The organism is Bacillus sp. sid0103, from assembly GCF_019219025.1.
This window is the reverse complement of sequence record NZ_JAHUWN010000001.1, coordinates 191,996-212,453: the sequence shown is the minus strand read 5'-3', so window position 1 is coordinate 212,453 and position 20,458 is coordinate 191,996. Positions and strand designations below refer to the sequence as shown.

The 20,458-nt window shown below is 37.8% G+C and carries 19 protein-coding genes; all 19 read left to right on the top strand.

Annotated features, from left to right (window positions below; genetic code table 11):
- Window positions 1-59: 59 nt before the first annotated feature.
- The 19 genes from KW850_RS00980 (at window position 60) to KW850_RS00890 (ending at window position 20,401) form a co-directional block, all read left to right on the top strand.
- Window positions 60-962, top strand: coding sequence for a 2-dehydropantoate 2-reductase (locus tag KW850_RS00980; RefSeq protein ID WP_218345714.1), 903 nt, complete (start codon window positions 60-62; stop codon window positions 960-962).
- The gene (locus KW850_RS00975) at window positions 959-1,354 is read left to right on the top strand and encodes a DUF3397 domain-containing protein (protein ID WP_218345713.1); all 396 of its coding nucleotides are present in this window, start codon (window positions 959-961) and stop codon (window positions 1,352-1,354) included. The genes KW850_RS00980 and KW850_RS00975 overlap by 4 nt, the downstream gene beginning before the upstream one ends.
- Before the next feature lie 89 nt (window positions 1,355-1,443).
- Window positions 1,444-3,078: a bacillithiol biosynthesis cysteine-adding enzyme BshC gene (bshC, locus tag KW850_RS00970; RefSeq protein ID WP_218345712.1), complete on the top strand. Its 1,635-nt coding sequence runs from the start codon at window positions 1,444-1,446 to the stop codon at window positions 3,076-3,078.
- 306 nt (window positions 3,079-3,384) lie between these two features.
- On the top strand, window positions 3,385-3,816 hold the full coding sequence (mraZ, locus tag KW850_RS00965; RefSeq protein WP_144548875.1) for a division/cell wall cluster transcriptional repressor MraZ: 432 nt from the start codon (window positions 3,385-3,387) through the stop codon (window positions 3,814-3,816).
- A gap of 63 nt (window positions 3,817-3,879) precedes the next feature.
- Window positions 3,880-4,812, top strand: a complete 933-nt coding sequence (gene rsmH, locus KW850_RS00960; protein ID WP_218345711.1) for a 16S rRNA (cytosine(1402)-N(4))-methyltransferase RsmH — start codon at window positions 3,880-3,882, stop codon at window positions 4,810-4,812.
- Between the two features lie 61 nt (window positions 4,813-4,873).
- Window positions 4,874-5,227 (top strand): cell division protein FtsL, encoded by a 354-nt coding sequence (gene ftsL, locus KW850_RS00955; protein ID WP_218345710.1) that lies wholly within the window; start codon window positions 4,874-4,876, stop codon window positions 5,225-5,227.
- A 2-nt stretch (window positions 5,228-5,229) separates the two neighbouring features.
- Window positions 5,230-7,476, top strand: coding sequence for a penicillin-binding protein (locus KW850_RS00950; protein ID WP_218345709.1), 2,247 nt, complete (start codon window positions 5,230-5,232; stop codon window positions 7,474-7,476).
- Between the two features lie 120 nt (window positions 7,477-7,596).
- Window positions 7,597-9,516, top strand: coding sequence for a stage V sporulation protein D (locus KW850_RS00945; RefSeq protein WP_218345708.1), 1,920 nt, complete (start codon window positions 7,597-7,599; stop codon window positions 9,514-9,516).
- A 191-nt stretch (window positions 9,517-9,707) separates the two neighbouring features.
- Entirely contained in the window at window positions 9,708-11,168 is a 1,461-nt protein-coding gene (locus tag KW850_RS00940; RefSeq protein WP_218345707.1) for a UDP-N-acetylmuramoyl-L-alanyl-D-glutamate--2,6-diaminopimelate ligase, read from the top strand.
- Window positions 11,169-11,170: 2 nt separating this feature from the next.
- Window positions 11,171-11,614, top strand: coding sequence for a hypothetical protein (locus KW850_RS00935; protein ID WP_218345706.1), 444 nt, complete (start codon window positions 11,171-11,173; stop codon window positions 11,612-11,614).
- A gap of 1 nt (window position 11,615) precedes the next feature.
- A complete protein-coding gene (gene mraY, locus KW850_RS00930; RefSeq protein ID WP_218345705.1) occupies window positions 11,616-12,590 on the top strand; it encodes a phospho-N-acetylmuramoyl-pentapeptide-transferase in 975 nt (324 codons plus the stop codon).
- Window position 12,591: 1 nt separating this feature from the next.
- The gene (gene murD, locus KW850_RS00925; protein WP_218345704.1) at window positions 12,592-13,944 is read left to right on the top strand and encodes a UDP-N-acetylmuramoyl-L-alanine--D-glutamate ligase; all 1,353 of its coding nucleotides are present in this window, start codon (window positions 12,592-12,594) and stop codon (window positions 13,942-13,944) included.
- Window positions 13,945-14,070: 126 nt separating this feature from the next.
- Entirely contained in the window at window positions 14,071-15,171 is a 1,101-nt protein-coding gene (gene spoVE / locus KW850_RS00920; RefSeq protein WP_218345703.1) for a stage V sporulation protein E, read from the top strand.
- 200 nt (window positions 15,172-15,371) lie between these two features.
- Window positions 15,372-16,475, top strand: a complete 1,104-nt coding sequence (gene murG / locus KW850_RS00915) for an undecaprenyldiphospho-muramoylpentapeptide beta-N-acetylglucosaminyltransferase (protein WP_218345702.1) — start codon at window positions 15,372-15,374, stop codon at window positions 16,473-16,475.
- Between the two features lie 61 nt (window positions 16,476-16,536).
- A complete protein-coding gene (murB, locus tag KW850_RS00910) occupies window positions 16,537-17,445 on the top strand; it encodes a UDP-N-acetylmuramate dehydrogenase (RefSeq protein WP_218345701.1) in 909 nt (302 codons plus the stop codon).
- A gap of 335 nt (window positions 17,446-17,780) precedes the next feature.
- On the top strand, window positions 17,781-18,554 hold the full coding sequence (locus tag KW850_RS00905) for a cell division protein FtsQ/DivIB (protein WP_218345700.1): 774 nt from the start codon (window positions 17,781-17,783) through the stop codon (window positions 18,552-18,554).
- A gap of 58 nt (window positions 18,555-18,612) precedes the next feature.
- Window positions 18,613-19,257: a DUF881 domain-containing protein gene (locus tag KW850_RS00900; RefSeq protein ID WP_218345924.1), complete on the top strand. Its 645-nt coding sequence runs from the start codon at window positions 18,613-18,615 to the stop codon at window positions 19,255-19,257.
- Between the two features lie 50 nt (window positions 19,258-19,307).
- Window positions 19,308-20,039 (top strand): DUF881 domain-containing protein, encoded by a 732-nt coding sequence (locus KW850_RS00895; RefSeq protein ID WP_218345699.1) that lies wholly within the window; start codon window positions 19,308-19,310, stop codon window positions 20,037-20,039.
- Window positions 20,039-20,401 (top strand): small basic family protein, encoded by a 363-nt coding sequence (locus tag KW850_RS00890; RefSeq protein ID WP_218345698.1) that lies wholly within the window; start codon window positions 20,039-20,041, stop codon window positions 20,399-20,401. Before KW850_RS00895 ends, KW850_RS00890 begins: the two co-directional genes overlap by 1 nt.
- The last annotated feature ends 57 nt before the right edge of the window (window positions 20,402-20,458 follow it).

The window sequence follows — 20,458 nt, the reverse complement described above, 5'->3', positions numbered from 1 at the left end:
CAAACTATCGACAGCATCTGATAAAATATGGGTAAAGACGACTAAAATGAGGGATTATCATGAAGGTTGGAATTATTGGTGCTGGGTCAATTGGTCTATTATTCGCTGCTTACCTTAGTAGAGTATTCGAAGTGACGATTTATACAAGAACACATGAACAAACTGAAGAAATTAATAATTATGGAATCGTGCTGAAAAAACAAGGGGAACAAACGAAATCCATAATAAAGGCCTTACCTATGAATGTGTGGAAGGGACATGAAGATCTTACCATCATTGCCGTGAAGCAATATCAACTTCAAACAATTATGGAGAAAATAAATGAGTTGCCCGCTGTTCCGGGCAATCTGTTATTTTTACAAAATGGGATGGGGCATTTAAAACAGCTTGATTGCATCCCATTTACGAATATTTTTGTTGGTTCAGTGGAGCATGGTGCGCTGAAAGAAAATCGATATACTGTTACCCATAATGGCGAAGCTGTAACAAAAGTTGCTGTTTTTAAAGGAGATCCAACTCTATTGTTTGAGTTGATCTCCTCTGCACCACTGGAATTTCCCCTTGTGTTTAAGGAGGATTATTATAACATGCTCCTGAGTAAATTGGTGGTCAATGCTGTCATCAATCCATTAACGGCTATCCTCAAGGTGGAAAATGGCGAGTTGATAAAAAATCAATACTATTTTCAGGTACTAAAAAATTTATATGCAGAGGTTTCTTTTATCTTAAATTTTGATAATACAGAAGAACAGTTTCGGCAAATTATTACTATTTGTAAAAATACTTCCGCAAACCGTTCCTCTATGCTTAAAGATATTGAAGCAGACAGAATGACAGAAGTGGATGCAATCTTGGGGTTTATTTTAGATGAAGCTGATAAAAAGCATAGGAAAGCACCTCAAGTAGAGAACTTATATTATTTAATAAAAGGGAAAGAAATGATAAAGGGGGAATATGCTTGATTACTTTTCTATCCTCTATTATCTCAATTTTCTTTGCATTACCTTTTTTAGGATTTATTATTGTGTTCTTTGTTTTGAAAATGTTCACAAGAAACACGCGAAAGTCTGTTCATTTGGCACTAGATTCCACAACGATTTTATTCATTATTTCCGTTCATTTTTTAATTGTAACGATATGGGAAAGATCATTTTTTTGGTTAATCATATTAATTATGATTTTAATTGCTATGGTTTTTGTGTTTGTTCATTGGAAAGTAAAAGAAGAAATTATCTTAAAAAAAGTGATGAAGGGTTTTTGGCGTTTTAATTTTATCCTCTTTCTTCTTGCTTACCTCGCCCTAACCCTTTATGGATTAATTCATCGTGCCTTGATTTTTACCTTTTCTAACTGAAAGATAAGCCAAAGATTTTTTCAAATGTGGTTGGTAGTGGTATACTCTTAACAGAATGAATTTGGGTGATCAGAAAGGAAGTACAATGAATGGAGATTTTAAATCTCTCTTTACCAGCAACCAATCGGTTTGCTTCGAATTATTTGGAACAATCTCCTGAAATCCAGCCTTTTTTTCATTACCGGTTTAATGAAAGAACCGATGATGCCAAACGAGTTGCTGAACTTAGTAACCGATCTTTTCCTCGCTTAGAGGTTGCTGAACATATTGAGAGCTTTATGAAGCGGTTTCCATCGTCTGAAGCTGTTAAAGAATCAATCGATAAACTAAAATCAGATAATAGTCTTGTCGTTATTGGGGGTCAACAGGCAGGTGTTCTTACAGGACCGCTTTATTCAATACATAAAGTGATTTCAATAATTAAATTAGCTGAGCAAAAAGAGGCACAGCTCAAAGTACCAGTGGTTCCTGTATTTTGGATTGCTGGAGAAGACCATGATTTCCAAGAAGTTAATCATGTGTTTGTACCAGTGAATCAAAAGGTTGATAAATGGACATATCCTGAAAGAGTCCTTCATAAGAAAATGGTCTCTGATATTCAGATAAACAAAGAAGTCTGTAATTCGTGGGTACAAAATTTAATTGAGAACTTCGGTGAGACAGAACACACGAATACTTTGTTAGAATTTGCTGAAGAACAAATCTCAAAATCCACCACCTTAGTCGATTTTTTTGCCAATATTATTATGGAATTGTTCAAGGATTATGGGTTATTAATCGTTGATTCTGGTAACAAAGAGTTTCGCATGCTGCAAAAGGAATTTTTTAAACAGCAAATCCTTCACCATGAAGCGATTACATCCAAATTATTGGAACAACAAAAGCAAATTGGTGAAAACGGGTTCCCGATTACGATTGATGCAAATGAACAGAATGCGAACCTATTCTACTATGACCAAAAAATGAATGACCGGATTTTACTTGAATTTGATCGTGGAAATGATTGTTTTGTGGGGAAAAATGGGGCTTTAGCATTTTCGAGAGAACAATTAGTGGAGTGCGCCGAAGAGAATCCAGTAGTTTTAAGCAATAATGTGGTGACAAGGCCGCTCATGCAAGAATGGCTCTTTCCAACTGTTGCTTTCATAGCTGGGCCCGGAGAAATTTCTTACTGGGCAGAACTCAAATTAGTTTTTGAGCATTTTCATATCAAGTTGCCCCCTATTGTTCCTCGTTTGAACATAACGATTCTTGATCGTTCCGTTGAAACAGATGTTAACGAATTGCGTTTAAACATAGCAGATATATTAAGCAATGGAACGGTTAAAGAAAGAAATCAATTTCTCGAAGAAATAAAAGATAAAGAAGTGGAAGCATTATTTTTAGGTATTAGGGAGCAACTAGTAAATCAGTACCGACTAATTGAAAGTAAGACAGTTGAATTGGATCGTGGTTTATTACCATTATTAAAGAAAAACGAAAGTTACTTACTAAAAGAAATCGGGTTTATGGAAACAAAGCTTAATGAGGCAGGAAAGTTAAAGCACGATAATCTACTCAAAAAATATGATCGTGTCGATCTTGCTTTAAGACCGGACGGCTTTCCACAAGAAAGAGTTTGGAATATATTTTATTATCTAAACCAGTATGGGTTGAATTTCATACAGGATTTAATGTCAGGTAGATATGAATTTGATGGGTTGCATAAGGTTATGAAAATGTAGAAACTTCACAATTGTGAAGTTTTTTTTTGGCTATGTTAAAGCTTATTGTAGATTTTGGCACACTGTTGATTGGAGAGGAAGGCGCGAAGACTTCTGCGGGAGGACGAGAGGAGGCTCCCTGGGCCCCCCGCGGAAAGCACGTGCCCGGAGCGGAAATCAACAGGCAAGTTTAACTGGGCTTTTTTTTTTTTTGATTAATTTCTGGATAAAAAAGGATTTAAGGATTTTAAGAAGAATAGTTTAAAAATAGGTGGTGGAAAGTGGGGGAATGTGGTACATTTTTAATAGAAAGTGGGGGTCATGGGAATGTTCATGGGTGAATACCATCACAGCATTGATAATAAAGGCAGACTAATCGTGCCCTCCAAATTCCGTGATGAACTTGGTGATATGTTCATCATTACACGTGGTTTGGATCAATGTTTGTTTGGATACCCATTATCAGAGTGGGGGCTGATTGAAGAGAAATTAAAAGGCTTACCTCTGACAAAAAAAGATGCCCGGGCTTTTACTAGATTCTTCTTTTCAGGAGCAACAGAAAGTGAACTTGATAAACAAGGAAGAATTAATATCCCTGCACCGCTTTTGCAATATGCAAAGTTGGAAAAAGAATGTGTGATTTTAGGTGTTTCCAATCGGATTGAAATTTGGAGCAAACAGATTTGGGAAGACTATTTTACCGAGTCAGAAGAATCTTTTGCAGAAATTGCAGAAAATATGATTGGCTTTGATATATAATGGATAAATTATGTTAATATATTTTCTGTTATATATCGTTCGATTGGAAAAGGTGGTTACTACATGTTTGAACATACAACCGTGTTGTTAAAGGAAGCTGTTGATGGGTTAAATATTAAGTCAGATGGAATTTATGTTGATTGTACTTTGGGTGGAGCTGGGCATAGTTCAGTTATTCTTTCCAAACTCGGAGTTAGTGGTAAACTATTTGCATTTGACCAAGATGAAACAGCAATTGCACATGCTAAAGAGAAGTTAGCTGAATATGGAGATCGTTTAGAAATTATCAAAAGCAATTTCTTATATTTGAAAGAAGAACTTGAAAAACGTGGAATTGTTAAGGTTGATGGAGTTCTGTATGACCTTGGAGTCTCTTCGCCTCAATTGGACACTCCTGAAAGAGGTTTTAGCTATCATCATGATGCGCCACTCGATATGAGAATGGATAATGAAGCTGATATATCTGCCTATGATGTTGTTAATCATTGGTCCTATGAAGACTTGGTGCGCATCTTTTTTCGCTATGGTGAGGAGAAATTCTCTAAACAGATCGCTCGAAAAATTGAAGCCGCAAGGATGGTAAAACCAATTGAAACGACAGCAGAATTGGTTGAACTAATTAAAGATGCTATTCCTGCCCCTGCAAGAAGAAAAGGTGGACATCCCGCTAAACGAGTTTTTCAGGCAGTTAGAATTGCTGTTAATGATGAATTAGCTGTGTTCGAACAGTCACTGAATCAAGCAATTGACTTGTTAAACCCTGAGGGAAGAATAAGTGTTATCACCTTCCATTCACTTGAAGACAGGATTTGTAAAGCAGCTTTTAAGAAGGCAAGTGAAACCCCTAATTTACCTCCTGGTTTACCAATCATTCCAGATGAGTATAAACCGATATTAAAGTTAATCTCACGGAAGCCGATACTTCCATCAGAAGAAGAATTAGAGCAAAATAATCGCGCCAGATCTGCAAAACTAAGAATTGCAGAAAGGCTATAAGAAGAATCCAGACATTCAAAACTGGATGTAGAAAAAGAAAATAATCTGGAGGGGAAGAAGATTGAGTAATCTTGCCAGGAAGAATTTAGAGCAGCAACAAACAGAGCAGAAAGTCCAAAATAAGAGTCAAGTAATCATTAAAAAATCCTGGCTCACTCCAGGAGAAAAAATTATTGGATTAGCCTTTGCTGGATTTGTATGTTTTGGTGCCGTTCATATTATTTCAAATCAAGCAAAGATTTACGATGTTAACAAAGATATACAAATTATGGAATCTAAGATAACGGAACAACAAAAAGTAAACAGCGATTTGCAAGTTCAGGTAAGCGAATTGAGTGCATACGAACGAATTTATAAAAAGGCCAAGGAAATGGGCCTAATTAAAAATGAAAATAACGTCAAGGTAGTGCATTAGAAATGAACAAGAAACAGCCCTATATGAATGCAGGAGCAACCATTTTATTTGGATTATTTGGTTTGCTCTTTTTTGTATTAATCTTTAGGTATTTCTCCATTCAAATTAGTGGAGAAGTTGATGGACAACCGCTTGCTGCAAAGGCGCAAGAAAAATATAGCAGGGAAGGAAATTTGGCAGCCTTAAGGGGCGATATCTTAGACCGGAATGGCGAGGTAATCGCTGAAGATACAAATGCCTATACCTTGATAGCAATATTAGATAAAAAGATGACAACGAATCCCAAAAAACCTCAACACGTAAAAGATGCGGCCAAAACGGCAAAAGAATTGGCTAAGTATCTAGAGATGGATGAATTAGAGATTTATAACATCTTAACCAAGGGAATAAAAAATCATAAATTTCAGGTTGAATTTGGTAAAGCAGGCAGAGATATTACCAATCAAACGAAGAATAAGATTGAAGACCAAAAGCTTCCTGGAATTACTTTTATTCGAGACTCCAAACGATTTTATCCAAATGGAGTTTTTGCTTCCCATGTAGTGGGTTATGCAGACAGGATTGAGCAAAAAGATAAAAGTATTACGTCAGTTGGTAAAATGGGAATCGAGAAAATTCTAAATAATGAGTTAACAGGGAAAGATGGGAAGGTTAATTTTGAAAGTGATTTATGGGGCTATATCCTTCCGGATGGAAAGGAAAAAATTACTCCTGCCCAAAATGGAAATGATGTTTATTTAACAATCGACCAAAAAATTCAAACCTTTTTAGAAGATGCAATGAACAAAGCAGCAAAGGAATATAAACCGGAAAAAATTATTGCGATTGTGGCTGATCCGAAAACGGGAGAAATTTTAGCGATGGGACAGCGGCCGTCCTTCGATCCAAAAACGAAAGAAGGAATTGAAGATGGCTGGCATAATGAGGCGATTGAAACGTCATTCGAACCTGGTTCGACAATGAAAATTTTTACGCTTGCAGCAGCTGTTCAGGAAAAAGTTTTCAATCCAAATGAAATCTATCAATCCGGTTCTTATCAAGTTACTAAAAAGGATAAGGCGATTCATGACCATAATTACTCTGGATGGGGTCCTATCACGTATCTTGAAGGGGTACAACGGTCATCTAACGTTGCTTTTGCGAAGATTGCCAAAGAGAAACTAGGATTTGAAAGGTTTAGGGAGTATTTAACAAAGTTTGGCTTTGATAGGCCTACCGGTATTGACCTTCCGAACGAAACTTCAGGGAAAATCCAATTTACCTATCCGATTGAAAAAATTACGACTGCTTATGGGCAGGGAACAGCCATTACACCAATCCAACAAATTCAAGCGGCAACAGCGATTGCTAATGGCGGGAAAATGGTAAAACCTCATGTTGTAAAAAAAATTGTTAATCATGATACTAGAGAGGTTGTTAAATCAACAGCACCTGAAGTAGTCTCTACCCCAATCACAAATGAAACCGCAAAAAAGGTTCGAGATTACCTTGAAACTGTTGTCACCTCACCTAAAGGTACAGGTGGACGCTATAAAATTGATGGTTATAGCGTTGCGGGGAAGACGGGAACAGCAAATATCCCTGGCCCGAATGGCAGGTATTTACAAGGAGTAAATAACTATATGTTCTCGTTTTTGGGAATGGCTCCAAAGGATGATCCGGAATTAATTGTATATGTTGCTGTTCAGCAGCCTAAATTAGAGGGATTGGAAGCAGGTCAAGGTGCGATTCCTGTCTCGGCTATTTTTAACCCTGTAATGAAAAACAGCCTTCATTACCTAAATATTAAGCCTTCTAAGCTAGAAAAAGCACAATTAAATAAACTCACAGATTATAAGGGAATGTCGGTTGAAGAAACGGTCGCAGATTTAAAAGGAAAAGGTGTTGAAACCGTCGTGATCGGCAAAGGAACTGAAGTGGTTAGACAGTTACCAGAGTCGGGGACAACTGTTTTGGAGGGTGAGAAGGTAATCATCCAAACAAATGGCGAAATACTTGCACCAGATATGACGGGTTGGTCACTTAGGGATGTAATGAAAGTAGCAAATATAGCTGGATTAAAATTAAATTCTAAGGGCAAAGGGTATGTAACACAGCAAAATCTTAAACCGAAAACACCTCTTCGAAAAGGAGATTTTTTAATTGTAGATTTAAAAACTCCTGAAGAACAATGGAATGCAGAAAATAATCAACAAGCCGATGACCAAACTCAAACAGACGAAAATACAGGAGAAATAGTGCAAGATTAAAAGAAAATCCCGCTGCATAAAAAGCGGGATTTTCTTTTGTCTATTCCTCTTAGCGACCGTTCTAAGAGAAAAAGTACAAGCATATAAATGAACGATAGAAAAAGGAGGGTCGTTCAATCTATGCGTGTTTCAAATGTAACTGTCCGTAAAAGATTAATGATTGCACTATTCATTGGTATTCTAACCTTCTTAATTATTGATGTCCGACTTGGATATGTACAATTTGTGCTAGGCGATTGGCTGACTGCAGGTGCTAAAGACTCTTGGAGCCGGAATATCCCCTTTGAACCTGAACGAGGTGAAATTGTTGACCGGAATGGGGTGGCACTAGCAACGAATATCAGTACTCCAACTGTTTGGGTTGTTCCGAGACAAATTAAGGACCCCGCAACAACGGCAGAAAAGCTAGCTTCGGTTTTAAATATGTCAAAAGAAAAGGCCTACCGCGATATTACATTAAGAGAAAGGATTGTTCGGATTAAAGAAGGAAGAAAAATTTCACATGAAAAGGCAAAGGCAATCAGATCTTTAGGGCTAGAAGGTGTCTACATCGGTGAAGATTCTAAACGCCATTATCCAATGGGAAGCTACCTGTCACATGTTCTAGGGTTCGCAGGAGTGGACAACCAGGGGTTGATGGGACTCGAACAATATTATGATAAAGAACTAAGTGGTGAACGGGGCTCGGTTAAATTCTATGCAAATGCTAAAGGGGAAAGAATGAACGATATGGCTGATGATTATGAGAAGCCGACTAACGGCCTCGATTTGAAGCTGACAATCGATTCAAAAATACAAACGATTGTGGAAAGAGAGTTGGATATCGCTGACGCAAAATACAACCCTGATGGTATTGTTGCGATTGCAATGAACCCGAATAACGGAGAAATCTTAGCAATGTCGAGCAGACCAACATTTGATCCTGCTAATTTCCAAAATGTACCTCAAGAGGTATATAACCGTAACCTCCCTGTATGGTCAACATACGAACCAGGGTCTACTTTTAAAATTATCACCTTGGCTGCAGCACTGAATGAAGGAAAAGTGAATTTGAAAAAGGAACATTTTCATGATTCTGGTTCAGTTCAGATAGCGGGTGCTAGGTTAAAGTGCTGGAAACGCGGTGGTCACGGTGACCAGTCCTTTTTAGAAGTTGTGCAAAATTCCTGTAACCCAGGATTTGTAGAATTAGGGCAAAGACTTGGGAAAGATAAATTGTTTAAATATGTGAAGGATTTTGGTTTTGGTCAAAAGACCGGTATTGACCTTCAAGGGGAAGGGACAGGGATTTTATTTAATTTAGACCGTGTCGGCCCTGTTGAACAAGCAACGACAGCCTTTGGACAAGGAGTATCTGTGACACCAATCCAGCAGGTTACTGCTGTATCTGCGGCCATCAATGGCGGAATATTATATAAGCCGTATATCGCAAAGGAGCTAATTGACCCTGTTACCAAAGAAGTGGTGATGAGAAATTCCCCAGTTGAAAAAAGGCGCGTTATTACGGAAGAAACATCGAAAGAAATCCGCCATGCCCTTGAGAGTGTTGTTGCAGAAGGGTCAGGTGGAAGGGCATTCGTTGATGGTTACCGTGTCGGAGGCAAAACCGGTACGGCCCAGAAAGCGAAAAATGGAAGATACTTAGAAAATAACTTTATTGTATCATTTATTGGCTTTGCCCCTGCAGATGACCCGCAAATTGTTGTCTATGTGGCCGTTGATAATCCCAAAGGAGTTACAGCCTTCGGGGGTACTGTCAGTGCTCCGATTGTCGGCAATATTATGAAGGATAGTTTGGGCCAGATGGGGATTAAACCTCGAAAAAATCAAATGGAAAAAGAATTGAAATGGCCAGATACCCCATTAATAAAACTACCGGATTTCACTGGTTTAACTAAAATGGAATTAATGGATCAACTGATAAACCTAAGAATTGATGCAAGCGGAGAGGGAGATGTGGTTGTTAGGCAATCGCCTGAAGCAGGTGCCAAAGTTAAAGAAGGATCCAAAATTAGGCTTTATTTTGGGAAGGAAGACTAATTTTGCTAAAAAAATCATGTATGCAAAGGCGGTCGGAATGATTTCCGCCGCCTATTTTTTTCATTAAGGTTACATTACTAAATAGCAAAATAAAATATTTTAATGTAAAATAAGATGGAACTTTCTTAAGAGGGAATTTTAAGGGAAATATTAGTATTATGTATGTACGGTAATGAGAGGATTTGAGAGAAATGAATCTACAAAAGCTGCTTAAGAATTTGCATCTTCTAGTTCCTTATCAAGGTGAAGACCCAGAAATAACTTCAATAGAAAATGATAATCGGAAGGTGCAAAAGGGGAGCTTATTTATTTGTATTAAGGGTTATACAGTAGACGGTCATGATTTTGCTGAATCCGCTGTAAAAAACGGGGCAGCAGCAGTATTATCTGAGCGTCCGTTATCACTTGATGTACCTGTTATTCTTGTTAAGGATACAACGAGAGCAATGGCTGTCCTTGCTGATGTTTTTTATGAGCAGCCAACTAAAAACCTGCACTTAATAGGAATCACTGGTACAAACGGAAAAACGACTACGAGTCATTTAATTGAAAAAATATTTGCTGATGCAGATCAAAAAACAGGTCTAATTGGGACTATGTATACCAAAATTGCGGAAAAGACGATTGAAACAAAAAACACAACTCCTGAAAGCTTAACACTTCAAAAAACCTTTAATCAAATGGTTGAAGCAGGTGTTGATATAGCGGTAATGGAAGTATCTTCTCATGCATTAGACCTTGGCAGGGTCCATGGCTGTGATTATGATGTAGCCGTGTTTACCAATTTAACGCAGGACCACTTGGATTATCACAAAACAATGGAAGAATATAAACGTGCCAAGAGTTTATTATTTGCCCAACTTGGTAATACATTTGATCATCAAAAACCAAAATTTGCTATTTTGAACGCAGACGATCCTGCATCAGAGATGTATAGCAGATCAACTGCTGCACACGTCATTACATATGGAATCGACAATAATGCTGATATCCAAGCGAAGAATATCCACATGACTTCTTCAGGTACAAAGTTTGATTTACATGTCCAAACCGAAAAGTTTCCGATCCAAATGCAATTAATTGGTAAATTCAGTGTTTATAATGTTTTAGCAAGTATTGCAGCTGCTGTTGTGTCTGGAATTTCTATAAAAGAAGTAATCCAGTCGATCGAAGACGTAAGAGGTGTATCAGGGAGATTTGAGTTGGTAAATGCAGGTCAGGATTTCACAGTGATTGTTGATTACGCCCATACACCCGATAGCCTTGAAAATGTATTAAAAACAGTGCAGCATTTTGCGAAGAAAAAGGTTTTTGTCATTGTTGGCTGTGGTGGAGACCGCGATCGCACAAAGCGGCCATTGATGGCTAAGATAGCCTGTGAATGGTCAACAGATCCCATCTTAACTTCGGATAATCCTAGAAGTGAAGACCCATTAGCGATCTTGAAGGATATGGAAGCAGGTGTTCAAGGTGAAGCCTACCGAGTGATTCCTGACCGGAAAGAAGCGATTCAAACTGCAATTCGAGAGGCATCTGAAGGTGATGTGATATTAATCGCCGGTAAAGGCCATGAAACCTATCAAATTATTGGGAATGTTGTTCACGACTTTGATGACCGGCTTGTGGCTCGGGAAGCGATTGAGGGGAGATAGCTATGTATTTAGCTTTAAAAGACTTGGCAGGTCTATTTGAAAATAGACGTGGGATCCAGGATGACCTATTTTTTGTTACAGTTTGCGACCAAGCTAACGCAGCCCAGCCAAAAGGATTATTTGTATACGGAAGTGGAAAGTCTGGTGATCTTTCTGAAGCAATTGCTAATGGAGCAATCGCTGCCATTTGGGAAGAAGGAATTGAAATTCCGAGCTATACCCCAAATCATTTCCCAATATTCTTTACACCAGACCCTGTTGAGGCAATTATAACGATAATAAGTCATTATATTGAAAAATTAAATGGAGAAACAGATGAAATTATGGAGATAACTAACTTTAAATTTTCAAATAAAAAACTTCTTAATAAAAATAAAGTAACATATGATATAGCTGTGATGTTAAACAAAATTAATACTAATAACGAACCTGAAAGGAGGGAATAAAATGCTCGAGCAAGTTATTTTCTTCACAATCATTATGGGCTTTCTTATCTCAGTATTGCTTTCTCCTGTGTTTATTCCCTTCTTAAGAAGGTTGAAATTTGGACAAAGCATTCGTGAAGAGGGACCCCAATCACATCAAAAAAAATCGGGCACACCTACAATGGGCGGTGTAATGATCCTGTTTTCGATTGTCATTACAACACTCGTCATGACAGGGAAATTTTCTGAACCGACTGTCAAAACCTATTTGCTGCTACTCGTTACACTTGGTTTTGGATTGCTTGGGTTTTTAGACGATTTTATCAAAGTAGTCTTAAAAAGGAATTTGGGGCTAACTTCCAAACAAAAGCTGGCAGGCCAAATCATTATTTCAGCTATCTTTTATCTTATTTATAGACAACAAGGTTTTTCTACAGAAATAAGCATTCCATTTTCGGATACGACCTTTGATTTAGGTTGGTTTTTCATTTTCTTCATCATATTCTGGCTGGTTGGCTTTTCCAATGCTGTTAATCTAACAGATGGACTTGATGGATTGGTGTCAGGCACCGCAGCAATTGCGTTTGGTGCTTTAGCTGTCCTTGCTTGGAATCAATCACAGATGGAGATTGCTATATTTTCTGTGGCCGTTGTCGGCTCTGTGTTAGGATTCTTGGTGTTTAATGCCCATCCAGCTAAGGTTTTTATGGGAGATACAGGTTCGCTTGCACTCGGTGGTGCCATTGCGACAATCGCAATTCTTACAAAGCTTGAAATTTTGCTTATCATCATTGGCGGAGTATTTGTTATAGAAACATTATCAGTTATATTACAGGTTATTTCCTTTAAAACGACTGGTAAACGGATTTTTCGTATGAGCCCATTACATCATCATTATGAATTAGTAGGCTGGTCGGAATGGCGCGTAGTTGTTACTTTTTGGAGTGTAGGATTAATTCTTGCGATACTAGGAATCTATATTGAGGTGTGGTTATAAATTGAAACAGATTAAATCTTTCAGTCATAAAAAAATTCTTGTCCTTGGTTTGGCGAAAAGCGGGGTAACCGCTGCCGCACTATTACATAAGCTTGGTGCATTTGTAACCGTTAATGATAAAAAGCCATTTTCGGAAAATCCAGAGGCGCAAGGTCTTTTAGAACAAGGGATTAAAGTAATTTGTGGTGATCACCCTATCGAGCTTCTTGATGAAGGATTCGAGTTGATTGTCAAAAATCCGGGTATTCCATATAACAACCCAATGATTGCAGGTGCGATAGAAAAAGGGATTCCTGTTATCACTGAAGTGGAGCTTGCATATCAAATCTCTGAAGCACCATTTATTGGGATCACAGGGACAAATGGAAAAACAACCACAACAACATTAGTTTATGAAATGTTAAATGAGGATGAGAAGCACCCGTTAATTGCAGGGAATATTGGTACGGTTGCATCAGGAGTTGCCGAGGAAGCAACTGCGGAAAATACGATTGTTATTGAATTATCCTCTTTTCAATTAATGGGGATTGACACTTTTAAACCTAAAATCGCCATTCTTACGAACCTTTATGATGCCCATTTGGATTATCATGGCACAAAAAAGGAGTACATTACTGCAAAGGCAAACATCACAAAAAATCAAACTGAACTGGACTATCTAATCGTTAATGCCGATCAAGAAGAAACATTAGAAGTCGCTCGTCACACTAAGGCCATTATTATTCCTTTTTCAACCAAAAAAGAACTGACTGAAGGGGCGTATCTTTCTGACGGCTGGATTATGTTTAATCGTGAAAAAGTGATGGAAATCGAAAAAATAGCTTTACCAGGCAACCACAACCTTGAAAATATATTATCTGCAATGGCTGCAGCAAAGCTTTCCGGAGTAGAAAACAGCGCTATTCAGCGGGTTCTCCGAACATTTACTGGCGTCAGGCACCGTCTGCAATACGTAACAGAAGTAAACGGCAGAAAATTTTATAATGATTCGAAAGCGACGAATATATTGGCGACTATTAATGCCTTAGCTGCTTTTAGTGCTCCGGTTATTTTACTTGCGGGTGGATTGGATCGTGGAAATGAGTTTGATGAACTTCTTCCTTATTTAAAAAATGTTAAAGCAATGATAACCTTTGGGCAGACTGCACCAAAGATGGAACGCATTGGGAAAGAAGCAGGAATAAAACTAATTAAGCGTGTCGATAATGTTGACAAGGCAGTGCCTGAGGCTTATCGATACTCTGAACCAGGTGACGTTATATTATTATCTCCTGCGTGTGCGAGCTGGGATCAATATAAAACTTTTGAGGTCAGGGGAGACATTTTTATCGAAGCGGTGCATAAGCTTAAGTAAAGGGCTTGTCTTAGCGGAAAAGCGGGAAGCGGTCGGCTAGCGAAATACACTAGTCGCTAGGATTTGAAGCTAGACAGTATTATATGTTCTGCTAAGCCCTAAAACTAGCAGTTGAGGTGTATTGTTGTGCCGACAAAGAGAACAACTCCTGATTTTATTTTAATGATTGTAACCTTCACTCTCCTGGCAATAGGGCTTATCATGGTTTACAGCGCAAGTGCTATTTGGGCTGAATATAAATTTAATGATTCCTTTTTCTTTGCGAAAAGACAGACCCTTTTTGCCGGAGTGGGAGTTGCAGCCATGTTTTTCATTATGAACATCAATTATTGGACGTGGCGGACGTGGTCCAAAACATTTCTACTTGTTTGTTTTGTGTTACTTGTCCTAGTGTTAATTCCGGGGATTGGTAATGAAAGAAATGGTTCTCGAAGTTGGATTGGTGTAGGAGCCTTTTCAATACAACCTTCCGAATTTATGAAACTGGCAATGATTGCTTTTTTGGCAAAGTATCTTTCTGAACGTCAAAAATTGATCACTTCGTTTAAGAAAGGTCTTGTTCCTTCCTTAGGTCTTGCCTTTTTAGCCTTCTCGATGATTATGCTTCAACCTGATTTAGGTACAGGAACGGTCATGATGGGAACCTGTGTTGTCATGATATTTATTGCTGGTGCCCGGGTAAGTCATTTTGCCTTTCTGGGACTGTTGGGAGTAGCTGGATTTATTGGCTTAATTGCCTCGGCCCCGTACCGTATAAAACGGATTACATCTTTTTTAGATCCATGGTCGGACCCATTGGTAAGTGGATTTCAAATTATACAATCACTCTATGCGATTGGTCCTGGCGGGTTGTTTGGACTGGGGCTTGGCGAGAGCAGGCAGAAGTTTTTTTACTTACCTGAACCACAGACCGATTTTATCTTTGCCATTTTATCTGAAGAACTAGGGTTTATTGGCGGTTCATTTATTTTACTTCTATTTGCACTGTTATTATGGAGAGGTATTCGAATCGCATTAGGTGCACCGGATTTATATGGCAGCTTTTTAGCTGTTGGGATCATCGCCATGGTGGCGATTCAGGTAATGATTAATATTGGTGTTGTTACAGGTCTAATGCCTGTCACAGGCATTACCTTGCCATTTTTAAGCTATGGAGGCTCTAGTTTAACCTTGATGTTAATGGCGATCGGTGTTCTCCTTAATATCAGCAGGTATTCAAGATTATGAACCTTCACCCTGTTTACATGCAGGGTTCTTTTTATTTTAGACTATGTTAAAGCTTATTGTTTAACATAGCATTATTTTAAAATAATCAATTCATATCATTACAATTAGATAACATTCTTTTTTCATTTGCTTTATTTTGATTGTTTTTATAGTAAGATAGGGTATGCAATTAGGTGTTAAATAGTTAATGGGGTGGAAACATGAAAATTGTTGTTAGTGGTGGAGGAACTGGCGGGCATATCTATCCTGCTCTTGCACTCATTCGTGAAATACAAAAACAGAATAAAAATGCTAAATTTCTATACATAGGAACTAGTAATGGTTTAGAAAGCAAAATTGTTCCAAGGGAAAATATTGATTTTAAATCCATTCACATTACTGGTTTTAAAAGAAAGCTCTCCTTTGAAAATATAAAAACAGTTCTTCGTTTCCTAAAAGGAGTAAAAGACAGTAAAAAAATGTTAAAAGAATTCCAACCGGATATTGTCATCGGGACTGGCGGATATGTTTGTGGACCAGTTGTGTATGCTGCTTCCAAACTTGGGATTCCAACGATCATTCATGAACAAAATAGTGTACCTGGTTTAACAAATAAATTTTTAAGCCGTTATGTTAATAAGATAGCGATCTGTTTTGACGAGGCAAAGGATTATTTTCCAGAACAGAAGACGGTTTTTACAGGGAATCCCCGTGCATCAGAAGTAATTGGCAAGGACGGGATTAAAGGGCGTCTTGCTGCTGGACTTAGTGCAACAATGCCAGTGGTCTTAATATTTGGTGGCAGTCGCGGTGCGAGGCCAATCAATGAGGCAGTTGTGAAGGCATTTGCCGATTTGGCTGAAAAACCCTATCAAGTTCTTTATATTACCGGTGACGTACATTATGATGATGTTAAAAAGGAAGTTGAATTAATTGGAAACCCTAAAAATGTCGTCATTAAACCGTTTATTCATAATATGCCTGAGGTTTTGGCGGGGGTTGATTTAGTGGTTTCAAGGGCAGGAGCAACAACGCTTGCTGAAATAACCTCACTCGGTATTCCAAGTATCCTAGTCCCAAGTCCATATGTTACAAATAATCATCAAGAGAAAAACGCAAGGTCGTTAAGTGATTATGGTGCTGCCGAATTGTTATTAGAGAAGGACTTAAATAATAATAGTCTTGTGAATCATATCGATCGTATTCTTTTAAATAAAGATAAATTAAATGAAATGAGGATAAAGGCTAAAAAAATGGGTGTGCCCGATTCAGCTTCTAGACTTTATTCCTTAATGCAAGAACTTGTAAAAACAAATCGAAAGTAGCCCAAAAAGGTTTTTAGCATAAACTGAAATAAATGCATCAAGGAAAGTTAGGGTGGTAAAAATGGACGGAATCTTAAACGAGTTATTAGCTTTAAATATCGGAAAGGTTAAGGAAAATGAACCTTTAGCCAATCATACAACGATGAAAATAGGCGGACCTGCCGACCTTTTTATTGAACCGTCATCGGTTGATAATTTAAAAACCATCATGAATATTATTGAGAAACATGGATTAAAATGGCGTGCAATTGGTCGTGGATCAAATTTGTTAGTTTCTGATAAAGGAATTGAAGGAGCGGTTATCAAGCTGAGTTCTGGTATAGATCACCTTGAGATTGATGAGACAAGTATAACCGTTGGCGGAGGTCATTCACTTGTTAGCTTATCAACACTTATAAGCAAAAAAGGCCTATCCGGTTTGGAATTTGCCAGTGGTATTCCTGGCTCCGTTGGTGGGGCCGTTTATATGAATGCAGGGGCACATGGTTCGGATATAAGTAAAATTTTAACTAAAGCACATATTCTATTTGATGATGGAAAGATGGAATGGCTTTCAAATCAAGAGATGGAGTTCTCGTACAGAACGTCAGTCCTTCAGAAAACTCGTCCAGGAATTGTAGTCGAAGCTGTTTTCGACCTTGAGAAAGGTGATCGTGCTGCGATTGTTGCTCAAATGCAAAAAAATAAAGATTATCGCAAAGAAACCCAGCCATGGAATTTTCCTTGTGCTGGCAGTATTTTTAGAAACCCACTGCCGAATTACGCAGGGAAATTAATTGAAACTGCCGGATTAAAGGGATTTAATATTGGCGGTGCAAAAATTTCCGAAATGCATGGGAATTTTATTGTAAATGCTGGAAATGCTACAGCAGAAGATGTCCTGGCGTTAATTCAACATGTCAAGGATACCATCTTTAGCTTATATGAAGTTAAAATGGAAACTGAGGTAGAAATAATCGGAAAAAAATAAGAAAAGGGAAATCGCCTGTTCAGCGCACGACAGGACTGTAGCCCTCCTGACTTATCGAAAGGAGGAGGGCGAAGTACACTAATCGCTAGGCGCTGCAGCAACACAGTTATCAATTTCCAAAGAAATAATCCTTACTTTTCTTGTGAGAAATGTCGTACGAATGACAAATATTGTGTTATAATTACTGATAATATTATAGGTGCAACCTTGATAAAGTTAAAGACGGCATGGTTTTTCGTGCCGTTGTTTCTCTTTTCGAGGTAACACTATCGAATGTTGGACAGGCTTAGTCTACTTATTTTGGAGCAGCTGCTTTTTATGTGGAGGAATCTTATATGGAAAAAGGTAAAATCGTTGCTCTCGAGGACCGTATTCCAAAGCTAAAGGAGCAAAGACGGCGCAAAGCAAACAGACGCCTTGTGCTCCTGTTAATTCTGTTTTTTACAATGATAGTAGTGATCGCCTATTCACAATCACCATTAAGTCATGTAAAGACGATAACAATAAAAGGAAATGGTGTTTACTCCGAAGCAGAATTGGTCAGTCAGAGCGGCCTTTCGAATAATACGAATATTTGGAAAATAAAAAAGGATGAAACTGCATCAAGATTAAAGCGATTATCTGAAATAAACAAGGTTGAAATCAAGGTGCAATGGCCGAATACAGTTATCATCCAAGTTAAAGAACATAAAAGAATTGCTTATCTTAAACAAGCGAATAAATTTTTACCTATTATGGAAAATGGGAAAATATTAAAAAAGCGAGCTGCAAAGAAAATTCCTATAAATTCTCCAATTTTATTTGATTTTAAAGAAGGGGCAGCCCTCGATCAAATGGTGAAGGAGTTAGAAAAACTACCAAGTGAAATATCAAATTCTATCTCTGAAATCCATTATTCTCCGAAAAAAACTGATCATTATCATATTTCCTTATTTATGAATGATGGATTTGAAGTTAGTGCCACATTAAGAAGTTTTTCGGAAAAAATGGTGCATTATCCTTCAATTATCTCTCAAATAGATCCCAACAAAAAGGGGATTATTGACTTAGAAGTAGGTTCGTATTTTAAGTCCTTTGAAACCGAAGTGGAGGAAAAAGACGTTGAGTAAGATTAGGGTGAAGGGTAAGCATGTCATATTGTCCCTGGTCTTCCTTGTTTTGGGATTTATGATCGCCTTTTCTTATCATTTAACACAAATGGAGATGAATAAAGACAAACCTAAAGTTTCTGGTAAACAGTGGGAAGAGACTCTCGCTCTCAGAAACAAATTAATTGCAGAAGAAAAGAGCAATCGCGCATTGCAAAAGGAATTAAATCAAAAACAAGAGCTGGTTCTTAAAAATGAAAAAGACCTCTCCAAGGAAGCACAGGCATATGAGAATCTTGCAGAGGATGCTGAAAAATATCGGATGTTCTTGGGAAAAGTGAAGGTTAAAGGTAAAGGGGTTAAGATTACATTAACCGACGGTGCCTATGATCCAAAGGAAGACAATATTAATAATTATCTTGTTCATGAACACCATGTCTTCAAAGTGGTAAATGAACTCTATATATCAGGGGCAGCAGCAGTTGCCATCAATGGGCAGAGGCTGACAAGTCATTCTTATATTATTTGCAATGGACCCGTTATAACGGTTGATGGAATTGAGCATCCAGCTCCTTTTATTATTTCTGCAATCGGAGATCCCGCTGTCCTCTCTTCAGCCATAAACCTAATTGGAGGGGTGAAAGATCAGTTAGTCAATGATAATATTGTTTTTTCATTGGAAAAAGATGATGAAATTGTTCTTAATCCAATCCTAGGAAGTTAGTCATTTGAGATGTCCACGGAATGATAATTTAAAAGGTTAGGTGAAAAAAAGTGGACAACCAAAAAATAAACACAAGTTTTACATTGATTGCAGTCTTAGTCGGTTTCATGATTGCAATACAGTTTCAAACAGTAAAAAAACCTGCTGAGCGTGATACTCGGGATATATGGCAGCTTCGTGAAGCATTACTTAAAGAAAAAGAACTTCAATCCAACTTATTGAGTGAAATACGCTCTAATGAAGAGAAACTGGCTGCCTATGATTCGAAGCGAAAGCAAAGCAAAGAGCAAGCTTTAATAGATACATTAAAAGAATTAAAGCTTGAGGCGGGACTGTCTGAAATAACCGTTCCTGGGATTAAAATGAAGATTGAGCCTGTAATCGAAGAAATAAAGCCAGGGACACCAGTTAATCGGGTTATTCCACCAGACCTTCTAATTAGATTACTAAACGAATTAAATATGTACGAGGCAAAATATGTAGCAATTGATGGTAAAAGAATTATTAATACCACTGTGATCCGCGACATCAATCAGGAAACAAAAATCGATGGTCATACCGTTAAAAGCTTGCCAATAGAGGTTATCGTCGGCGTAGATGATTATTCTACAGCTGAAAAATTATATAATCGGATGAAAGTGTCCAAGTCTACTGAAGAATTTTTTATTGAAAATCTAAGACTTACTATTTCTAAACCAAATCCGAACGTAACGGTACCAGCCTATGATGATTCCATACGAATTCGCTACATGGAACCGACAAAAGAAGGAGGCGATTCTTAATGTGGCTTCCAATCATAGGATTAATAATTGGGATCATTCTGGGCTTATTAACAGAAATACGCATACCTGAAGAATATTCCAATTATTTGTCGATTGCTGTCTTAGCGGCATTCGACACTCTTTTCGGTGGGATCAGGGCATACCTGCAAAATATATATGATGAAAAAGTGTTTGTATCAGGATTCTTCTTTAATATTATACTTGCTGCAAGTTTAGCTTTTCTCGGTGTTAATCTTGGTGTAGACTTGTATTTAGCGGCAGTTTTCGCGTTTGGTGTCAGATTGTTCCAGAATATTGCCGTAATTAGGCGGATTTTATTGACAAAATGGTCAACCAACAAAGAAAAAGTAGAAAAAAATTGAAATTTTTTAAAGGGAATCATTTAATTGTGACGAATAATTTAAATGATATTACTATTG